A 20,189-nucleotide genomic window follows, 5' to 3' on the forward strand; every position below is an offset into this window, starting at 1 on the left:
ACTATAGCCCCGTCACGTTTGTGTTACTTACTTGCGTCCATGATGCCGCTACCGTGCCGTCGGAATAAATAACAGATGTCATAACTGGTATTGCAATATCCAGCTCTAATTCATCACTATTGGTCGTCATTACGATTGCAGTGTTATTCTCAACGACCCCATAATTCACTAATGCGATCACCACTGCTGAGTATGTATCACCAGCAGGTAACGCCGCGCCAAGTAAAAGCGTCGCGCTATTAGTAAGAGCGCCTTCAACCACGACACTATTTACAGCACCTGACATCGTCGCCGTTACTGTTAACATATAACCACTAATTGCTTTATTTTTGGCTGGTGTCCATTGTGCTACCACCGTTAAGCTGTCATAACGTAATTGAGTGATCACTGGCGTTTCGACAACAAGTTCAACGGAATCACTAATCGAGTCAATCGCTTTATTTGTATTTGTCCATACTTGGACAATCCATTTTTGATCAGGATCGAGTCCACCTGCAGGCACTGAAATACTACCTTTAGTACTGGTTCCCCCCTCTATACTTGCTTGATAAGCTGCTCCACTATTTAACGAAATCAGTTTTATCTTATAACCTGTCACGATCACGTTCTGAGCCATGCTCCATGTCAAATGAATACTGTCACTGTCAATGTTAACGCTGTGAATTTCTGGGCGAGTCGTAATAACACCTTGAACTGTACTCATGCCTTTTGCGCCATCAACACTAATAGCCGATACAGAAAAATAGTAACTTTGTTGAGGGTTTAAGCGTTGAGGTATTGGTAACACACCCAAGGTGGCCGCAACATTAGGAATGAATATTTGATAATTCACATCATCTTGAATTGATGCAACCTGCATCAGGTAACCTGATACCGTATCTTCGCTTACTGATACGGCTTGCCAGCCCGCTTGAATACTATCACCATCATAACTGGCATAAGATAATATCGGCACAGCTGCAGGTAATGTTTTATTAAGACCCCATGCGCTCGTATTATTTTCATTTTCTGACAACTAAAAATCCTTTATAGGTTTCTGCAGGAGACAAACCACCACCTAAATCATTAATTGTTAACGTACTTTGTTGAGGGTTATGACTTTCAGCTTTAAACGTGGTACCAGAGCCTTGCGCAACCACTTTTAATTGATAACCGATAATCGTCGCTACTGCATCAGTCACAGGGTCCCACTGACCCGTAATCACGGTTCCGTCATATACGAGTGAATTAAGCGAAACAAGATTGGTTGATAATGCGGTAACAGGTGTTTGAATAACGATGCCGTTATCTGTGCTGACTGATAGTTGAAATAAATAATCAGCTTGATCACCTAAGGTTCCAGGAACATCTATTGTTGTACTAACAGCCGCGCCACTATTTTCTGTTTTTGCGTAGTAGGTTTCTGCTTTTTTTGAAAAAACAGCCGCCGTAAATTGACTAGCACCACTATAAGTATCCCATGCAACAACCACTTTATTACCCTCATAGACGGCATATTGAATGGCGGGCATTTGTGTCAATAAAGAATCGCTTATTGATGAGGTTGATGCACCGTTGTTAGCAAGGGCATAAATCTTAATAGTGTAAGTGGAATCAACCAGTGCCGATATTAATGAGATGACGGTGGAACTTGCTAAGGAATTATTCACCTCAACCGATTGCACAACATCGTTGCCACGTAGCAAAGATGCCCTATATGCAATTACTGCACTATTATCCTGATTCGTCCATTGTGTTATTAGCTGAGTGCCATCATAAGACACGGCATTAATTGTAATGGGCAATACTAATAATGAATATTGCTTACTTTGCCCTTCAATCATTCCATCAGCCGTGGCACTTACTATAGCAACCCATTCTTGTGACGCATCCAAGGCTGATGTTTCCACGCTGCCCGTTGCCGTGGTTAAACCTGACACCGTATTTTCAAATGTCTGACCTGTTGATAAGGATATTATTTTTAACTGGTATGCCGTCACAGCTATATTGCTCGATGCCAGCCACGTTAAATGAATAGATGAACCATCATAGTTCCCATTTTGAATTTGAGGAGCCGACGTAATAATACTTTGCATTAATGTGGCAACACCCACACCACCATTCGTTAAACCCAACAATTGAAATGTATAATTTTGCTCGGTATAAAGTGGAAAAGGGAATGATATTGCTCCATCTGTAGCAGCACTACCCGCCACCAATAATTCATAAACACTGCCATCAGCAAACGAAGCCACTTGAATCACATAATTATCAATACCTGACAATGCCTGCCAACTTGCAAGCAAAGATCCATCTTCTCGATAAGAAACATTATTAACACTCAATTCAGTTAAGGGCATTGGGAGATCTGAATCGACGGTACATGCTTCACAGGAATCGGCCCCTTCTGCACACACAGTAACAACCCACTGCTGAGCGCGATCTAATCCTCCTTGAGGTAAAACATCCGCACCAATTTTTCCTTGAGTAGCATTTGGGTTAGTTATTAATCCAGTATAAGTAGAACCTGTGTTCTGAGAGGTCACTCGTAACGAATATCCGCCAGACGCCGTCTCTGGCACAGGATCAAATTCAAAATCTAAACTTTTCCCGTTATACACAGCTCTACGCAAAACAGGTAACCGTGTTAACATTGCCACTTGTAGACTGGCAAGATCAGACCCGGATGCAGTCTGTGACTGCACCTGAAGCGTATACACAATATTAGTATCGAGCGGTTTCAAAAAAGACAACATACCAAAATTTGATTGACGACCTGAGATTAAATCACTCTCATAAACAGTTCCGCTATCACTAGACGCCACCAATATTTTATAACCGGTAACATTGCTAGACGTGACACTGCTCCACCAAACTTTAACCTGCGTACCGTCATAGCTCACTTTATTAACAACGGGGACATCCATTCCCATAAGCATTCTCCGCTTTATCTAGGGACTGATCGCTGTGTAAAGTCATACGGTTCTGTAATTCAGAGCTTTTTATCATTCAAAAAATGATTGGCCCAACAAGCTGCAATTTTGATTGCATAGGTAAGCACTATCAGCGCGTAACAACTTTACGCTTTGATATATAAATCGATCTTATTTTTTTCTTTCTAAATGAAGTCGATAATCTTCATGCCATTCTTTTGGAAGACGCTTGTATACATGATCAGGATCACTGGATAGCTTCTCGTATTCAGCGGCTATTAATGCCTCTTGCATGCGTAAGTCACCTGTCAATATTCCATTTGCGTATAACGTCCCTGACGCCGCTAACGATGCTTTTCGCTCACTTAAAATCAAATGATAGACTTTTCCATCATAATCTTCGCGACTAACATGACTAACGTTTGCAGTGCCCTTTTGCACATTAATTTTATCTCCAACAACAACGTCCATTGCCACTTTGGCGCCATCAATGAGTACAATTGCATGAGTTTCTGTTACTAATAATTCATGACCGCCATCTGTTTTGATACGCACCATTGGCTTTGATTCAATTCCCTTACTCGTTCCTAATACAGTCAGAACACTGCCTTCGGCACCTCGCACTAACTCTGTTTTATCAGCAGTAAAGTCTTCTACTTTTTTTAAGCTACCATCAGCCATTAAGATGTCAGCCCCTTCGGCAAAACACCCTTGCTGAATTTCAATAGGGGGCACAATATATATTCCATCCTGCCCTATTTGATTGCGATCGCTTGTGAAACGAAAGCCACCAATCGGTGGGGCACCGCTACCGCTTCCCTGTAGAGCAACGCCATCAACGGAAACATTTAATAATGTTGTTGTGCTGTTATAGTATTCAAGACAACTATTAGGATCAGGGAATGAAGCTGCCGCGTAATTCCAATTTAAGGTTTGATCACTCACGGTCCAAATAGTTGAATCAAGAGGCTGCGCTTCTTGGAAAACCAAATAACAACCGCCCCCCTGGGATGGATTTTGCAACGTTATCGTTACAATACCAACAGGAGGACTCACAACCTCATTTGCAAATGTGGCACTTCCCTCTAAAGGAAAAATAAAGTTTGTTGGATGATTAGGCGTCTGATTATAATAATCACACTCACCCTGACCACCTCGGGAATAACAAACCTTAATAGCTGTCGCATTATTTGGATTTGTATTGGTACAACTTGTTTCATATTCTCCAACAACACAGTTGTTTGCGTTATCACGCACGCAATAATTCGGTTTTGTCATACAGGCCGTAGTAGGGTCAACGCTATCTTCAGAATAAAAATAACTGACAATCGGTGGCGTACCTGGTGCACTGCCCTTTGGCACATATGCAAAAGTAGCCTGTGCTTTAGTCGTTGAATTTGTCGTTCCCGTAGGCACTGCACCATTAACCGGTACATTAAAGTTAACCCCAGCGGCATGCTGCGAATCTTGATTTGTCGCATACACATGGCCCGTTTCAGTAAGATAAAGTTCCATTACTACCGTACTGGTATCTGTTCCCCCATTTGCTGATGATAGACCGTTAGCATCAAACGTATTCGGTGATGAAGCGGTTAAATTCATCGAATTAATGTAATTAAGGGTTTGTGGTGTACCTAATGTTTCATTAACAGCCAACACAGGATGACTAGGTTCATCTGTCTTCATCTTGTTCGCTTTTGCTAATAGACTCATAAGATGAGGGTGAGTATCAGCGGTTATCCCACTGCGCTTAAACGTATTGATCACATGGCGATATTGTTGAGGATGAGTCATATCTAATTGGTAAGGCGCGGACGGTTTTGCATGTTTTTGCAGATACGCTATGTCTGCTTTTTCTTCTTGTGTAAAAGGCCTGCCTCCATTTTTTGGGACGCTCGTTACTTGTTGAGATGATCCTGCACTGGATTTAAGTGTGGGCTCATCCGCTGAATCACCACTCGAGCAGGCACTAATCGTTATTAAAAGGCCACATAAAAACAGAACTGTGCGCATAAGGGTTCCTTGTTTGTCATTTTCGTATATTGATAAAGTTCATTTTTGATGTGTACTCAAAGAGCAACCAAACACATCCATTTACAATTCAGTACACGCTATTGCGTACGAGAGGAAAGTAGAAACCTTAAGCATAAGATCACAAGTCGAAAAGACATGACTACTGAGGAAGCAACACTTAGATGCAGGAACGATTTGCACACTAGCAGAAATTCATATGCCAAAGAAAGCACTTATAACAATGCTTAAGCTATCTAGTTCTTTGGTATTAATTTTATAGAAATACTAAAATGGAGGAAAGAGAGGACGCTATGAGGAAACCTAGCGTTATAAGTGCTTATTTTATATGTATTAAATAAAATCTCATGAAATAAAAAGGCCAGCATTGCTGGCCTTTTTATACGATTTGAAAAGCTCAATTAAGCTTCTTCACTCACTTCTGGCTCTTCAGTTTTTTTACTTGCTTTAGGCTTCGATTCTTTATCGTCTGGTTTTTTAGTATCTGCCACGACTAATAATTGAGAGCGAATCTGGGCTTCAATTTCTTCTTGGATTGCTGGATTTTCTTGAAGATAAACACAAGCATTTGCTTTACCTTGGCCAATCTTATCGCCTTTATATGCATACCAAGCACCGGCCTTATCAACCAAGCCAAGCTTAACACCCAGATCAATAATTTCTGCACCACGGTTAATACCTTGGTTATACATGATTTGGAATTCAGCTTGTTTAAACGGCGGTGCCACTTTATTTTTAACCACTTTCACACGTGTTTCATTACCGGTCACTTCATCGCCATTTTTTACCGAGCCTGTACGGCGAATGTCTAAACGAACAGAGGAGTAGAATTTAAGTGCATTACCACCGGTTGTGGTTTCAGGGTTACCGAACATCACACCAATTTTCATACGAATTTGGTTAATGAAGATAACCATGCAATTAGCATTTTTAACATTGGCAGTTAATTTACGAAGCGCTTGTGACATTAAACGTGCTTGTAAACCTACGTGGTGGTCACCCATGTCGCCTTCAATTTCGGCTCTTGGGGTTAATGCCGCAACCGAATCCACTACGATCATATCAACAGCACCGGAACGTACTAAGCTATCAACAATCTCTAGTCCTTGTTCGCCAGTATCTGGCTGAGAAACAAGTAGGCTATCTAAATCGATGCCTAGTTTTTCTGCATATAGCGGATCAAGTGCATGCTCTGCATCGACGATAGCGACTGTTTTACCCTGTTTTTGTGCCTGTGCCATGGTAGAAAGACACATGGTCGTCTTACCAGAAGATTCAGGTCCATAGATCTCAACAATACGGCCGTATGGTAAACCGCCTATGCCTAACGCAATGTCTAAAGAAAGAGAACCCGTCGAAACTGCAGGAATAGCTTCACGTGGTTGATCACCCATTTTCATTATGGCGCCTTTACCGAACTGGCGTTCAATTTGGCTAAGGGCGGCGTCTAGGGCTTTTTGGCGATTTTGATCCATGTTTTTCTTCACCTTATTATCGTTATCCGTTTTAGGTCTGCGAGGCAGAATTTTAAATTACTGTAAATATAACCAGTATTTAAACACATGGATTAATTTTCGCAAGAATTAATTTAGAACGATTTAGCATAGAAAGATTTGTATGTTTTTCACTCACCAGTAAACTAAATTCATCAAAATACGTTCCGTAAGCAAGGCTCATACATAACTCATACATACAAAACCCCAAACCCTTTTCACAAACAGATTATTTCAGCCTAACGTTAGACAAAGCACTGCAGATATCTGCAAAAATCTATAATATTCACCCACTTTTCATATAACCGTCATTAAATTTTTAAGGATCACCATGGGCGAACGAAAAACGGTCATAAACTGGGGCGTTGGGTTCAGTGCAATCACAGGCATCATTCTGAGCCTTATCGCAACGCGTTTTATTCACTACATGCCTTCCATTGATAGTGTAAAAGCCTTATTTTTTATCTCTACTGGGATATTTAGCCATTTTACATTAATGAGTTTGTTGTTTTTTCTTCTGCTTATCTTACCGCTAGGTTTAATTATTCCCAAAGCCAGCAAAGCCATTCGTCATATGGCCATTATTGTCGCCACAATTGGCACGGTGTTATTAATTGCAGATACCTTTGTATATGCCCAATATCGATTTCATATTACAGGCTTTGTTTTCGAAATGCTGATTCAAGGCGGTAATCAAATCATTGAATTATCTTGGTTTACTTGGTTAATTGTTGTCGGGTTTTTAGTGGGTATCTATGCACTATATTTTTACATTGATAAGTGGGTTTGGTTAAACACGCATCGCCCTATTTTTAGTCAACACAAGAAATATTACTTCCTAGTATTTTTCATTGCACTTTTAGGCAGCAACATATTGCACCTTTATGCCGATGCTCAATACGACCAACGTATTACCTCATTGGTTCGTCATGTTCCCATGTATTCTCCTGCAACAGGCACAATGCGGAAAACAAGATTCAACGTGTGGCAGGTGTTCAAAGTAATCAATATTCGGTTTGGCATCGCACAGGCGATTCTGGTTTTTTAGATGGGCTAGGGCGGCTTTGGTTAACGGGACGAGTAAATGATACGTTATCAATTGATGGCAATATCATACAACCTTATCCACTAGAGCAAGCACTGGACAACATCGAAGGCATATCGCGTACGGCATTAATCAGTGTTGATGATGAACTGCATCTTTTTGTTGAAACAACACAGCAACGTATACAACCACTTTCAGGTGTAATGCAAAACAAAGTTGATAACGTATTAACGTCAGCCGGTATTGTTGATATTCATGTGAACGTTATTGCATGTATGTCCGTGGACGGCCGACATAATAGTAAAATAGATCGCGTTACGTTACGTAATACATTACAAAAAACCAGCCGCTAAAGATGAAAAACATTTTTAAGTTGTGCTCTGTGTTGGTAGTTAAAAATTATGAGTAGTAAGTCCCCCTTATTTATCGTGCGCTTGAATCGAATTGACCTGCTAACGCTGTCGAGTGTGATCACCACATTTTTTTCGATAATGTGCGCGATGAAATATCACCTCTATTTTGCCATGGCGCTATTGTTTGTGGCCATGACGGCAGATGCGCTTGATGGCATGCTGGCGCGTAAATATGGCTTAGAGCGAGAATTTGGCCGTTACCTTGATGGCTTTATGGATATGCTCATTTACTTAGTGGCACCGACAGTGATGATGCTGCAATGGGGATTCGATGGTTACTATTGTGCCTTTATATTATTAATGATCGCAGCAGGCAGTGTGCGGTTATCGGTATTTAATCAAATTGGTAATGTTGAAACCAATAGTGATGATGGTAATAAAAGCTTGAGCTATTTGGGCATGCCTGTTTTTTGGAGTGTCTTTATTTTAGCAGGAGCAATGTTGAGCGAAACAGTATTTGGTTTGTATGTTGCCCACATATTATTGGCGATCATGCTGTTTGTGTTTAGTTTTTATATGGTGGTCTCTAAGCCCTTTTTTAAATTCCGCTCTTTAGCCCAAATTTTATGTTTGACCATAACAGGCTTTGCCGTTTTTGCTTTACTTGAGTTACAGCAGTTTGGTGGGCAGTCGCCTTTAAATATATTACTGCTGGCTCTGTATTTACAGATCCCTGTGGTTATTGGCGGTGTTTTGCACATGCTGATGGTTACTCGCAATGATTTGAGCATGCTGGCTATTCCGATTCAGCGTAACTGGTTTGGCGCCAACAAAACATGGCGCGGTGTAATACTGGTGCCGACATTAACGGCATTGGGTGGTGCTTGTTTATACCCATTAGAGATGTTGTTTGAATTTGTATTTGGGCAAGGTTTATTGGGGCCGCTTTTATTGAGTGGCTGGCATCTAGTGCTATTGGGGTTTGTTGCGGGTGTGGGCTATATTTTGGGTGAACTCCCCAATTCCTTTTTTAAGCGCCGCATTGGCATCGAAGCCGGGCATGTGCCGGCAGACAAAAAGTACTGGTTCATCGCACTGGATCAGTTGGATTCCGCTATTGGAGTAACACTCGCTTATTGGCTGGTATTTGATATCGCATTTGATGTGGTGTGGCTGTATGTCATCACGTTCCCTATTACGGCACTACTGGTTAAACAGTGGCTATTCAATAAAAAGCTAAAAACCACCTCTGTTTGAGTGAGGTGAGTGGGCTCATCGTCAGTGCTTAACTAATGGGCTGTTAAGTGTAACCCTGATGGAATAAGGGTTTTTTGAGGCGAGTGGACAATATGAGGGATGGTCTGCATGTGATCCTAGAATAGGCATCGCGAAAAATGAAATTGCCACGTATAATCAGCCCACAAATCGCTCTAAGTTAACGCCGATTGTCGTCATATATGTGGCTATGACAGGACGCTTTTTGCAGCGACTAACAGAATTTAATGTGTTGTTCGGGCTGAAAGCCCCATGAACACTGACGGAGAGAAAAATATGGCACGTGGGTCTATCAACAAAGTCATCATCATTGGCACATTAGGACGTGATCCTGAAATGCGTTACTTACCAAACGGTAATGCAGTGTGCAGCGCAAGCCTTGCCACCGATGAAGGTTACAAAGACCGTAACACGGGCCAACAAGTGGATAAGACTGAATGGCACCGCGTTGAAGCGTTTGGCCGTTTAGCCGAAGTTATGGGCGAATACCTGAAAAAAGGCTCTAAAGTGTACGTTGAAGGCAAGCTACGCACCGACGAATACGAAAAAGACGGCATTAAGCGTTACTCAACCAAAATCATTGTTAACGAAATGACCATGCTAGACAGCCGTAACTCAGGCGATAGCAATAACATGGGTGGCGGTTATGCACCCAACCAAGGTATGAAGCCGCAAGCGCCTCAACAAGCTGCTCCTCAACAGGCGCCACAGCAAGCGCAACCACAATATGCCCAGCCTCAAGCGGCCCCGGCATATGGTCAGGCACCACAACAAGCACCTGCAGCACCTTATGGTCAGCCACAAGGTATGCCGCAACAAGCGCCTCGCCAAGCCCCACAACAGGCTCCTCAACAAGCGCCGCAAGCTCAGCCTAGCAATGCGTTTGATGATTTTGATGACGATATTCCTTTCTAGGAATTACCTAAGACTTAATTTGTAAAGAATAGCTACTAAGCCCCTATTAAATGGGGCTTTTTTGTATGTGCTTTAAAATAAGAGTGTAAAGGTAAAAGTATGTGGTCTGTAACGACTGTAATAACCGGTTATGTATCGAGACACTTCTGTTCTTGTTTCAGAAAATGATTGATAACCTGTCGATAGCATCCATTCTGTTTTAACGTTTCGAAAAATCTTTCCATAGGCGCATTATCCCAGCAGTTTCCGCGATGACTCATGCTTTGCTTAATTTGTAAGGGTCATAATGTTTGTTGGTACTTTAAGTTGGTGTAATGACAGTCTTGATCTGAGTGAAACATTAAACCTTTTGGTCTGCCTCTAGTTTCAAAAGCGGACGTAAAGTCATTTTTCTGATTTTTAAAAAATCAAATGATACTTTTAAAAATAATAACGAGAGCAGAAATACTCGACAGTAATATTAATACTTTCTTAGAAGGTAAAATTGAAGCGAACCTATGATAACGCGAACATAAAAAACCGATTAAAACACCAGGCAGCATTTTGATACTCAAAATATAAGCTTCCTGGCTCATTGAGCCCGATAGAATCAACAAGATAATTGAGATAGGTGTTCCAATTAGAAAAAAGCTAATCAAGGCTTGTCTCGCCTTTAATGGTGCTTGGTTTTGATACATTAGCGCCATCACTGGCCCACCAATTGACGTAATCGTGCCGGTAAAACCCGAAATAAACCCTGCGCAGAACAAATTAAATCGGTTTAAAGTGATAGAAACCTTCATGAGAGAAAAAAATGAAGCACATAAAAGACTTAAACCTATCATCAGGCTTAATAACCATTGAGGAAGGTATGCTAATACCAAGATAGCCACCCAAGAACCTGGTAATCGAGCAATGACAGCAGGCAGTACTAAAGCGAGGGAAAGAGCTTGTTTCTCACTCAAAAATAACAATAGGGATAAAACAAAGCCTAAGATTAATATTGGTCCTGGCATAAAAGCAGGATTAATAAGAAAGAGTATCGGCGCGCTAATTAGCGCAAAGCCTATACCAACTCTTGCTTGAACAAGAATCCCTAACGCAACAATAACAAGTGAAACACAATCTATCGACGCATAATGTAGAGAAGCAAAAGAGAGCATCTAATACACTCTTTTACTGGCTAATAAGTTATAAAGGTCAAGCACCTGCACCTTGTCTTGATTGATCAGAATTCTCAACCAAAACTTCGGCACCAATTTGGTTAATTTCTTGCCAAAGTTTAGCGTCTATCTCGATACCATTATCTATGCTTTTTTCTTTCATCTTAGCAATTTCTTTTGCGCTCATATGAAATCTAGATTGATGATCACTTGAGTTTTGTAGCGATGAGGTAAGGTCTACACGAGAGCTACAAATAATGGTTAAAGCCTGCTTATCCTGATCATTGCTTTCAAGATTCGTAATTGCTTGGCTAAAAGAAGGATAACGTGCGCCCGCATTAATGGCGGCAGTGTATTCAGTGACTGAATCACTGCCGTTACGCCAATAAGCGACCACGCTGATACCACGACGTCCGCAATCTGTTAGGGCTTTGAGAATAAATTTACGGTTATGACAGTTATGTACACTGATAGTGGCAATACCACACTCAAGGGCTTTAGCATGAGCAAGGTCCACAGCAGAAGCAATACAATTCAAAGCACTGCGTCCATGGCTATCAATAATGGCAGATGTGCTGTCTTCATAAATCACAGTACTCATATCTTTGCTTCTATCTTCTTTTATATAGTGCAAAGTGCGTTGTAATTCTTGAAGACCATTTAACCCGTGCTTTTCTAACCATAAAATCATATTGGCAGCATCTTCATAGTTACCAACAAAATAGTTAGCCGCTTCAAAACAGCGGCGCAATGCGGCTTTTAACTCATTCATAGAAACATGCATTAGAGACTCTCCTCTGCTTTTGCCGAAAAGGGCATAAACCAATCATCGTTAAAACTGGTACCGATATCTTCTAAAAGAGGGGCGCCTTGAAACATGGTATTACGCACCCAAAGCTTGGATCTTGGGTCAAACTTACTTACGCCAAAGAAGGCTAATTTAGCTCTCAGAAGATGCATAGGTAGGACATTTTTGTCTAATAAATTGGCTTGAATATCACCATAGACACAACGGTTCATACTTTGTATGCGTCTAACAATACCCCTAAGCTTTGGTTTCGTTACCATGAAACGAGCAGTTGAATGTTCAGGGTAAACAGTGATGTATTCACATAATTGGTCGTAACATTTACGCACGGCATAACCCACCCCTAATGCCATTTGTTTGTCTTTGCCTTTTTCAGATGCTGCTTGACCTAAACGTGGTTCCATCTTTTCTTCTGAGCGATACCAAAAAATATCGCGAGAACCACTCTCACTAAAATCAATTTTAAGCGCCCAAGCATAACGGGTTTCTATTACTTGCTTTAGCGTCTGAACGGGCATGACCGGATCTAAATCTAAAAACTCTTCAGAGCCATGATAATTTTCAAGGTCATCCACTAACTCAGGGTAAAGCTCAAGTAATAATGACACTAAAAGTTCTTGCCCTTGTAAGGAGCATTTATCTTCACTCCAAAGTATCAAACTATTCCAGCTGTCTAAGCCAACGTCTAAGCGCTGCTTTAATAAATCAAGGTCAGCTAAAACATCAATATTATTCTGACTTTGCCATTCGTCTTCCGTTTCGGTTTCAGCCATATGATTCTGAACACGGTTAATTAAACGATTAAGCTTATCTTTAGCTTGCTCATCATAAAGGCCTAATTGCCTAACCCTTGCCAAGGCAAGTTCTCTCATTTCAACCCATTGGTTAATTAACAATGGATGGTTCATCAGGTAAGGTGCCATGCCTAAACCCGTCGAATTACCAATACCAAAAGAGCGCTTAATCTCTGGTTTCATTGGGTTATAGTGTTGGGGAGATCGTTTTTGAGCAATATGATCTGCTTGAAAAAGGCTAAAATTTCTTAGCATAAAACAAACAAACATCTCAGCAGAAAAAGGCCTTGCAAAATCAGGCCAGCGAGTCGAGACCTTCTCCCAATCTGCCATCCCCAATTTACCGCTGCCATATACAGCTGTAGTACGATAGAGATAGCCTACTTTGGCAATTTTTTTGATGTCTGGTTGGCCGCCTGTTGCTAATTGATCAACCACATAATCAAAATTACGTGCGCTTCGGTTAGCACGAGAAAGGACAAACACACGTGAATCAACGCGGCCAGCTTCTTGCTTAGGAACATTTTGACGCAAATTTTCGACATACATCTCATCGACCTTGCCTGCGACCAACGCCATGGTTAAGTCCCATTTTGAGGCAATTACTCTGTCATTTCGTTCATCCGCGGATAAGTAGTCGGAGAAGATTACAAAGCTAAACAAATCATGAGGAGTTTGAACTTCATAAATAACCGTCCCATAACCTTCGTCATTCAGGTCTTGAGTCGTCATATGTATCTGCCAACGCTCACGCATGACATGGCGAACAAGAATACGCATAAAGCTCAAGCGGCTTTGGTGCATTGCGCCTAAGCGCTCCAAGTTCATCACTTGATCTATTGGCCTAAGTGGCAACGCATTGTTCCCTTTTAATGAGAATTCAATTGCAGCAGGCGTCGTCATGGTGAACACTCTCTATATGAATTGGTTGCACTATATGTCCTTATGAATGGACATTTATGTTTCACTTTATGTTCTGCATCATTGACCATGCAACCTATGTCATCAAATCAAAAAGCTCTATCGTTAGATAAGATTTTCTAATCAAAACCATTTAAACCATTACTTTTACTAGCTTTGAGCCTTTTTTTTAAAATGCGCTTATTTCATTTCTTCGATTAGTATTAAGCAAACCTCGCCAACTAGCGCTTTGCCTTGCTTAAAATGAAATCAACCAAGGCACTCGCTGCAGGCGATAACGACTTATTATTAAGCTGTACTAAACCAATTTTTCGTACAACAAAGGGGGTATCCAAAGGAATGAAGCATAAAGTGCTACTCTCTTTCGGGAAGGCATATCGAGGTAAGGTCGTAATTCCCACACCGGCTTCTAGCATGGCAATTAAAGAAATCATATTCGAAATGTAAAACTGTGAGCGACCTAATAAAGGGCTTGCTTCGGTGTCTTCTAAAAGACGAGAGGTTCCGTTACGAATAAATCGGTGCTCTAACAAGGTTTTCCAGTGAACCCCTTTATGCTCTGCTAACGGATGATCTTTAGGGCAAACAACGCCAATTTGGTCTTCCCAAATACCATTAAAGGTTTTATCTGGGTGCTCCTCTTCGTGAAACAAACTGGCAATACCAAAATCGACCTGCTGTTTTTCAACCATTTTAAGCACGGCATCTGAATTATCATCAAAAAAGCTGACATTCAATTCTGGGGCATCTGCAACAAATTCAAGCAATAGTTCAGGCAATACCTGACTAGCAATGGACGGTACAGACGCTAATCGAATATGGCCTGCTTTATGATCTGCCATCAACATCATGTCCTGCGTAATACGATCATGATGAGCAATTAGCTCTTTTGCTTTAGGTAAAAACAATTTACCAAATGGTGTCAGTTCAGCTTTGGCCGATTTTGTTTTGTGTTTCTCAAACACCGGTTCACCCAGCTTTGCTTCCAAATCTTTTATCGACAAAGAAATCGCCGGCTGAGTTCTATGGGCTCGTTCAGCCGCCACATGAAAGCCTTTGAGTTCAGCAACCCATACAAAGTGACGCAGTTGAGTAATCTTAAGTTCTGGCATCATAATAAAAAAATCTTATCACTTAATATTAATTATTAATTTTTATTATTAAACCATGAGCACTAATATGAAGCCAATACCGCATAGGAGTAGATCATGTCCGATTCAGTTTTTCGTAATTACATCGCCGGTGAATGGGTTGATGGCAATAAAGATAATATAGACAACATTAGTCCAGCCGACACCAAAGATATCATTGGTACTTATGCTCAGGCAGATAAAGCACAAACACTGGTTGCTATCGAAGCGGCTAAGCAAGGCCAAGCTGAATGGGAAAAAAGTGGTCTAGAACAAAGATATTCAGTTTTGATGGCCATTGGTGATGAATTGATTGCTCGTAAAGACGAGTTAGGTGAATTGCTTGCCCGTGAAGAAGGTAAGACACTGGCAGAAGGCGCTGGCGAAACATATCGCTCAGGTCAATTCTTCCACTACTACGCGGCTGAAGTACTTCGTCAAATGGGTGAAACAGCTGATTCAGTCCGCCCTGGTGTTGAAATCGAAACTCGCCGTGAGCCAGTGGGGGTGGTGGGTATCATCACGCCTTGGAACTTCCCGACTGCTACAGGCGCTTGGAAAATTGCACCAGCACTTGCATACGGTAACTCAGTCGTTTGGAAACCCGCCAGCCAAGTACCCGCGAGCGCTTGGGCGTTGACAGAAATCCTTTCTCGCCAAGGTCTGCCAGCAGGCACAGTAAACCTAGTAATGGGTCCCGGTGCTGAAGTAGGCGATACGCTTATCCACTCTAAAAATATCAACGCACTGACATTCACAGGTTCACTTGAAACAGGACGAAAAGTTGCAGTAGCAACAGCGGTTAACCTGATCAAATGCCAACTAGAAATGGGCAGTAAAAATGCGCTGATCGTTCTAGATGATGCTGACATTGATAATGCGGTTGAATGCGCTGTTGGTGGTGCTTACGGTGGCACAGGTCAAAAATGTACAGCCTCTTCACGTCTAATCGTCACTGAAGGTATTCATGACGAGTTTGTTGCCAAAATGATTGAGCGCATGAAGAAACTGGTTGTGGGCCATCCTCTTAAAGAAGGTGTTCATATCGGCGCAGTTGCGGATGCTCGTCAAATGGAACAGAACCTATCTTACCTTGAGCTTGCTAAGAAAGAAGGCGGCGAATTGGCATACGGTGGTGAAGTATTAACAGAAGAAGCAGATGGTTACTACATGCAACCAGCGCTTTTCACTAACACTACGAACCAAATGACAATCAACCGTGAAGAAGCGTTTGCGCCTATCGCTTGCATCATCAAGGTGGCTGATTACGCAGAAGCACTAAACACACTGAATGATACAAACTTTGGTCTAACGGGTGGCATTTGCACAACCTCTCTCAAATACGCTAACGACTTTAAACGCAATGCTAAAACAGGTTGCGTCATGATCAACCTGCCAACAGCAGGTACAGATTACCATGTGCCATTTGGCGGACGTAAAGATTCAAGCTTTGGTCCACGTGAGCAAGGAACTTACGCAAAAGAGTTCTACACCGTTGTTAAAACCACTTATATGCGCGCATAACAAGGGGTGAACCATGCATCAGGATCTTATCGTCATCGATGGTTTGCAATACTCAAATTGGGACAGAAACATCTTCTTACAGCTTAAAGAAGGTGGTGTCACCATGGTACATGCGACCATTGTTTACCATGAACAAATTCGCGAAACCCTATTGCGTATTGGTGAGTGGAACACGCATTTTGAGCGTAATCCTGACCTAATTATGCCGGTTCGCTGTGCTGATGATATTCGAATCGCCAAACAAACAGGCCGTGTTGGCATCATGTTTGGCGCTCAGAATTGCTCACCGATTGAAGACGACATTGCCATGATCGAGATAATGCGCGAGCTGAATCTTATGATCATGCAACTGACTTATAACAACCAAAGTCTGCTGGCTTGCGGTTGCTATGAGGCCGTCGATAGCGGTGTCACCCGCTTTGGTAAACAAGCAATCAAGGAAATGAACCGTGTTGGCATGATAGTCGACATGAGTCATAGCGGCGAACGCAGCACCCTTGATGCGATAGAAATATCAGAGCGACCTATTGTGATTTCCCACGCTAATCCGTTGAGTTTCCATGAAGCAAAACGCAACAAGTCAGATCTAGTTCTTAAAAACCTTGCTGAGTCAGGTGGTTTACTAGGTTTCAGTTTATATCCTTTCCACCTTAAGAATGGATCAGACTGCCGCCTTGATGAGTTCTGCGACATGATAGCTAACACAGCGGATTTAATGGGAATAGACAATATTGGCATAGGGACAGATCTTTGCCAGCAACAACCACTTTCTATTCTTGAATGGATGCGAAATGGTCGTTGGTCAAAAACAAAGGATTACGGAGAAGGGTCTAAATCCAATGCGGATTGGCCGGAGCCTCTTACTTGGTTTAGGGATAGCCGAGATTTTCCAAATCTCACTAAAGGCCTATTAAATAGAGGCTTTAATCAAACTGAGGTAGCAAAAATAATGGGCCAGAATTGGTTACGATTCTTTGATGAAGGGTTAACACCTCAGGCCTCTTAAAGGTAGCCCTAGTTATTGAGCATGATATTCGTGCTCAATAACGACGGATAAACCCAATAAATATAAAAATAAATATCCTTCAGGAGAGTACCATGAGTAGAGTTTCTCAAGATGGCCTACAGTCTAATCAACCTGCTAACAGCGGTACTGGTTTACTCACAGGAGTAGACTTACCCGTATTTTTTATCAGTGGTGGCGGCCTAGCACTTTTTGTAATTGCAGCATTATATGACATCACTACGGTGTCGGCATGGGTGAATTCAGCATTCGCTGTTTCAACCAAATTGTTTGGCGCTTATTGGCAAATACTGCTGTTACTCACCTTTATTATTGGCTTATTCCTCGCCATTGGCCGCACAGGTGCGGTTGTACTTGGAGGTATCAAAGCGCCAGAAATATCTACGTTTAGGTGGATTTCTATCATCATGTGTACCCTGCTTGCAGGCGGTGGTGTATTTTGGGCTGCAGCTGAACCTATGGCTCATTTCACCTCTGCACCACCCTTGTTTGGTGAAGCAGAGGGCGCACAAGCTGCTTACAACGCATTGGCACAAAGCTTTATGCACTGGGGCTTTTTAGCATGGGCAATTCTGGGTAGCTTAACCGGTATTGTTTTTATGTATCTTCATTATGAAAAAGGGCTACCGCTTAAACCAAGAACCCTACTTTACCCTGTCTTTGGCGATAAAGTCATGACCGGCCCTTTTGGTGCCATTGTTGACTCTTGCTGCGTATTAGCAGTTGTTGCGGGCACAGTTGGTCCGATTGGTTTTTTAGGTCTACAGGTGAGTTTCGGTCTAGAAAAATTGTTTGGTATTCCTGATACCTACACAACGCAATTAGTTATCCTATTATCTTTGATTAGTATCTATACCCTATCAGCGGTAAGTGGTGTGACTAAAGGCATCCAAATTCTAAGTCGTGCCAACGTTATTCTTGCTGTTGTCTTGATGACTTTCATTCTTTTGTTTGGCCCAACCGCCTTTATTATTGATAGCTACATCCAGTCTTTTGGTATCTATCTTGATAAATTCATTCCAATGGCAACCTTCCGTGCAAGCCCTGGTTGGTTAGATTGGTGGACAGTATTCTTTTGGGGTTGGTTCCTAGGTTACGGCCCACTTATGGCCATGTTTGTTGCACGTATTTCACGTGGTCGAACCATTCGTCAAATGGTGCTATTGATCTCAGTGGTTGCACCTATCATCACAACATTCTGGTTCACCATAGTGGGTGGTAGTGGCTTAGCGTTTGAAATTGCAAACCCTGGAGTAATCTCTGAACCTTTCACAGGTTTCAACCTACCAGCGGCACTATTGGCTATCACAGAACAATTGCCGATGGGCTTCTTGATCTCTGTATTGTTCCTGATTTTGACGACTATCTTTGTAGCAACAACAGGTGACTCTATGACCTATGCAGTATCTATGGTTATGACAGGGACAGACCAACCACAGAGCTCTATCCGTGTTTTCTGGGGCATCATGATGGGTGTTGTCGCAGCACTTCTTATATCGATTGGATCGGGTGGTATTTCAGCCTTGCAATCTTTCATCGTGATCACAGCCGTACCGGTTTCTTTGGTACTACTGCCATCACTTTGGACAGCACCACAAATTGCGAAGAAGATGGCAGACGAACAAGGTTTATAACCTATTACCTAATTATGAGAGCCTAGTTATAAGAGCCTAGCCATTAATGCTTAGCCTTGCCCTTTGGGTAGGGCAATAACAAGCACAGCAATAAATAGAAGGGAGCCTCGGCTCCCTTTCTAGGTGCAAACTCTGCAGTTTTCAGAGTTCACTATTTATAGAAAACACATAGGACACACCAAGACCATGGCTCAGCCAATCAAAACACCCGTTAAAACAGACCTTTTCGCATCCAAAGCACCACTTGAATGGGCTGTCATTGCTAACGGGCAACTATCGACAGCTCAAATTCCAATTGACCAAGAAGGTAAAGTTGTTGAAGGCGGTATAGAAGCCCAAGCACGCCAAACAATGGATAACCTAAAGCATACGATTGAAGCGGCTGAATTGACAATGGACCATGTCACTCAAGTGCTTATCTATGTTACCGATAGGTCTCAACTTCCAGTATTTAATAAGGTTTATGCAGAGTACTTTGCAGCTCCTTTCCCAAACCGTGCTGCAATGATAGTGGCAGGTTTGGCAAGAGAAGAAATGTTATGCGAAGTTGTCGCTTATGCGGTGGTACCTAATCAAAATTAACGCTCTAAAACACACGGTATTTTAGTGAAAAAATATCGAAATAAAGCTAACACTGCTTCCGATTACAAAAGTATATTTAATAGCAGATTCAATATCGCACGAGTTTGCCCCTGCGAGCGATATGATGGGCTGGGGTCATTTCTCGTCATAATAGCCATTATGAAAAGATTTAAAATAGAGGTTATAGCGGCCGCTTTCGCGAAATGATTTAAGTGCTGCGTTGAATTTTTTCATGAGCACTGGGCTGTTATTTGCGCTTTTAGGGAACAGCAGATAACTTAAATTATTCAAAAGCGGTTTGGGGTGATGCGTGACAAGGGATACTTTCTCTTCAGGGTAGTGCTGTTTTAATGATGAGTAACCTACGTTCATTTCTTCAGGGAAAACTTGAATACGCCCCAGCAATAATTTTCTCCAGTTTTGATATTGTGTTGGTACTCGTTCGATGACGATTTTACCAGATTCAAGCGCTTCATCAAAAGCGACACCGTAGCTATATTCACTACCGCCACCAATCATGACGCCTTGTAAATCCTCTAACGTGTTCCAATCAAAAGGGGTGGTTTTTAGATGAAAAAAAACGAACTGCTCATTTAGCACGGGATC

The 20,189-nt window shown here is 41.9% G+C and carries 17 protein-coding genes and 1 pseudogene; 8 read left to right on the top strand and 10 right to left on the bottom strand.

Annotated features, from left to right (window positions below):
* Nucleotide 1: 1 nt before the first annotated feature.
* The 4 genes from ACU6U9_RS22470 to recA form a co-directional block, all read right to left on the bottom strand.
* On the bottom strand, nt 2–1,015 hold the full coding sequence (locus tag ACU6U9_RS22470) for a hypothetical protein (RefSeq protein ID WP_446737177.1): 1,014 nt from the start codon (nt 1,013–1,015) through the stop codon (nt 2–4).
* Nucleotides 1,002–2,912 carry a hypothetical protein gene (locus ACU6U9_RS22475; RefSeq protein WP_446737178.1) on the bottom strand — a complete coding sequence of 637 codons (1,911 nt, stop codon included), beginning with the start codon at nt 2,910–2,912 and terminating at the stop codon, nt 1,002–1,004. Before ACU6U9_RS22475 ends, ACU6U9_RS22470 begins: the two co-directional genes overlap by 14 nt.
* 171 nt (nt 2,913–3,083) lie before the next feature.
* Nucleotides 3,084–4,925 (bottom strand): Hint domain-containing protein, encoded by a 1,842-nt coding sequence (locus tag ACU6U9_RS22480; RefSeq protein WP_446737179.1) that lies wholly within the window; start codon nt 4,923–4,925, stop codon nt 3,084–3,086.
* A gap of 419 nt (nt 4,926–5,344) precedes the next feature.
* The gene (gene recA, locus ACU6U9_RS22485; RefSeq protein ID WP_446733061.1) at nt 5,345–6,418 is read right to left on the bottom strand and encodes a recombinase RecA; all 1,074 of its coding nucleotides are present in this window, start codon (nt 6,416–6,418) and stop codon (nt 5,345–5,347) included.
* Nucleotides 6,419–6,767: 349 nt separating this feature from the next.
* Here recA and ACU6U9_RS22490 point away from each other — a divergent pair, with 349 nt between their 5' ends.
* The 4 genes from ACU6U9_RS22490 to ACU6U9_RS22505 all read left to right on the top strand — a co-directional run bounded on the left by ACU6U9_RS22490 (nt 6,768) and on the right by ACU6U9_RS22505 (nt 10,024).
* Nucleotides 6,768–7,484: a DUF3413 domain-containing protein gene (locus ACU6U9_RS22490; protein WP_446737180.1), complete on the top strand. Its 717-nt coding sequence runs from the start codon at nt 6,768–6,770 to the stop codon at nt 7,482–7,484.
* Nucleotides 7,421–7,834: a hypothetical protein gene (locus ACU6U9_RS22495; protein WP_446737181.1), complete on the top strand. Its 414-nt coding sequence runs from the start codon at nt 7,421–7,423 to the stop codon at nt 7,832–7,834. Before ACU6U9_RS22490 ends, ACU6U9_RS22495 begins: the two co-directional genes overlap by 64 nt.
* Nucleotides 7,835–7,882: 48 nt before the next feature.
* A complete protein-coding gene (locus ACU6U9_RS22500) occupies nt 7,883–9,091 on the top strand; it encodes a CDP-archaeol synthase (RefSeq protein ID WP_446733702.1) in 1,209 nt (402 codons plus the stop codon).
* 294 nt (nt 9,092–9,385) lie between these two features.
* Nucleotides 9,386–10,024, top strand: a complete 639-nt coding sequence (locus tag ACU6U9_RS22505; protein ID WP_446733701.1) for a single-stranded DNA-binding protein — start codon at nt 9,386–9,388, stop codon at nt 10,022–10,024.
* A gap of 93 nt (nt 10,025–10,117) precedes the next feature.
* Here the strand turns inward: ACU6U9_RS22505 and ACU6U9_RS22510 are convergent.
* The 5 genes and pseudogenes from ACU6U9_RS22510 to ACU6U9_RS22530 form a co-directional block, all read right to left on the bottom strand.
* Nucleotides 10,118–10,398, bottom strand: a pseudogene (locus tag ACU6U9_RS22510) (integrase core domain-containing protein); the annotation flags it as partial.
* A 33-nt stretch (nt 10,399–10,431) separates the two neighbouring features.
* Nucleotides 10,432–11,166 carry a sulfite exporter TauE/SafE family protein gene (locus tag ACU6U9_RS22515; RefSeq protein WP_446737182.1) on the bottom strand — a complete coding sequence of 245 codons (735 nt, stop codon included), beginning with the start codon at nt 11,164–11,166 and terminating at the stop codon, nt 10,432–10,434.
* A gap of 37 nt (nt 11,167–11,203) precedes the next feature.
* Nucleotides 11,204–11,950, bottom strand: coding sequence for a DUF3726 domain-containing protein (locus ACU6U9_RS22520; protein ID WP_446733699.1), 747 nt, complete (start codon nt 11,948–11,950; stop codon nt 11,204–11,206).
* The gene (locus tag ACU6U9_RS22525; RefSeq protein WP_446733698.1) at nt 11,950–13,671 is read right to left on the bottom strand and encodes a hypothetical protein; all 1,722 of its coding nucleotides are present in this window, start codon (nt 13,669–13,671) and stop codon (nt 11,950–11,952) included. Before ACU6U9_RS22525 ends, ACU6U9_RS22520 begins: the two co-directional genes overlap by 1 nt.
* Nucleotides 13,672–13,910: 239 nt before the next feature.
* Entirely contained in the window at nt 13,911–14,804 is an 894-nt protein-coding gene (locus ACU6U9_RS22530; RefSeq protein ID WP_446733697.1) for a LysR family transcriptional regulator, read from the bottom strand.
* A gap of 93 nt (nt 14,805–14,897) precedes the next feature.
* Between ACU6U9_RS22530 and ACU6U9_RS22535 the strand changes: the two genes are divergently transcribed.
* The 4 genes from ACU6U9_RS22535 to ACU6U9_RS22550 all read left to right on the top strand — a co-directional run bounded on the left by ACU6U9_RS22535 (nt 14,898) and on the right by ACU6U9_RS22550 (nt 19,583).
* Complete coding sequence (locus tag ACU6U9_RS22535) at nt 14,898–16,343, top strand: aldehyde dehydrogenase family protein (RefSeq protein WP_446733696.1); 1,446 nt, start codon at nt 14,898–14,900, stop codon at nt 16,341–16,343.
* A 13-nt stretch (nt 16,344–16,356) separates the two neighbouring features.
* Nucleotides 16,357–17,349 carry a dipeptidase gene (locus ACU6U9_RS22540; RefSeq protein ID WP_446733695.1) on the top strand — a complete coding sequence of 331 codons (993 nt, stop codon included), beginning with the start codon at nt 16,357–16,359 and terminating at the stop codon, nt 17,347–17,349.
* Nucleotides 17,350–17,441: 92 nt separating this feature from the next.
* On the top strand, nt 17,442–19,001 hold the full coding sequence (locus ACU6U9_RS22545) for a BCCT family transporter (RefSeq protein ID WP_446733694.1): 1,560 nt from the start codon (nt 17,442–17,444) through the stop codon (nt 18,999–19,001).
* Between the two features lie 198 nt (nt 19,002–19,199).
* Nucleotides 19,200–19,583, top strand: coding sequence for a RidA family protein (locus ACU6U9_RS22550; protein ID WP_446737217.1), 384 nt, complete (start codon nt 19,200–19,202; stop codon nt 19,581–19,583).
* Between the two features lie 135 nt (nt 19,584–19,718).
* Here ACU6U9_RS22550 and ACU6U9_RS22555 read toward each other — a convergent pair.
* Nucleotides 19,719–20,189: substrate-binding periplasmic protein (locus ACU6U9_RS22555; protein WP_446737183.1), on the bottom strand; the 471-nt coding region annotated here is incomplete at its 5' end.

This window comes from Pseudomonas sp. HK3 (assembly GCF_052920985.1).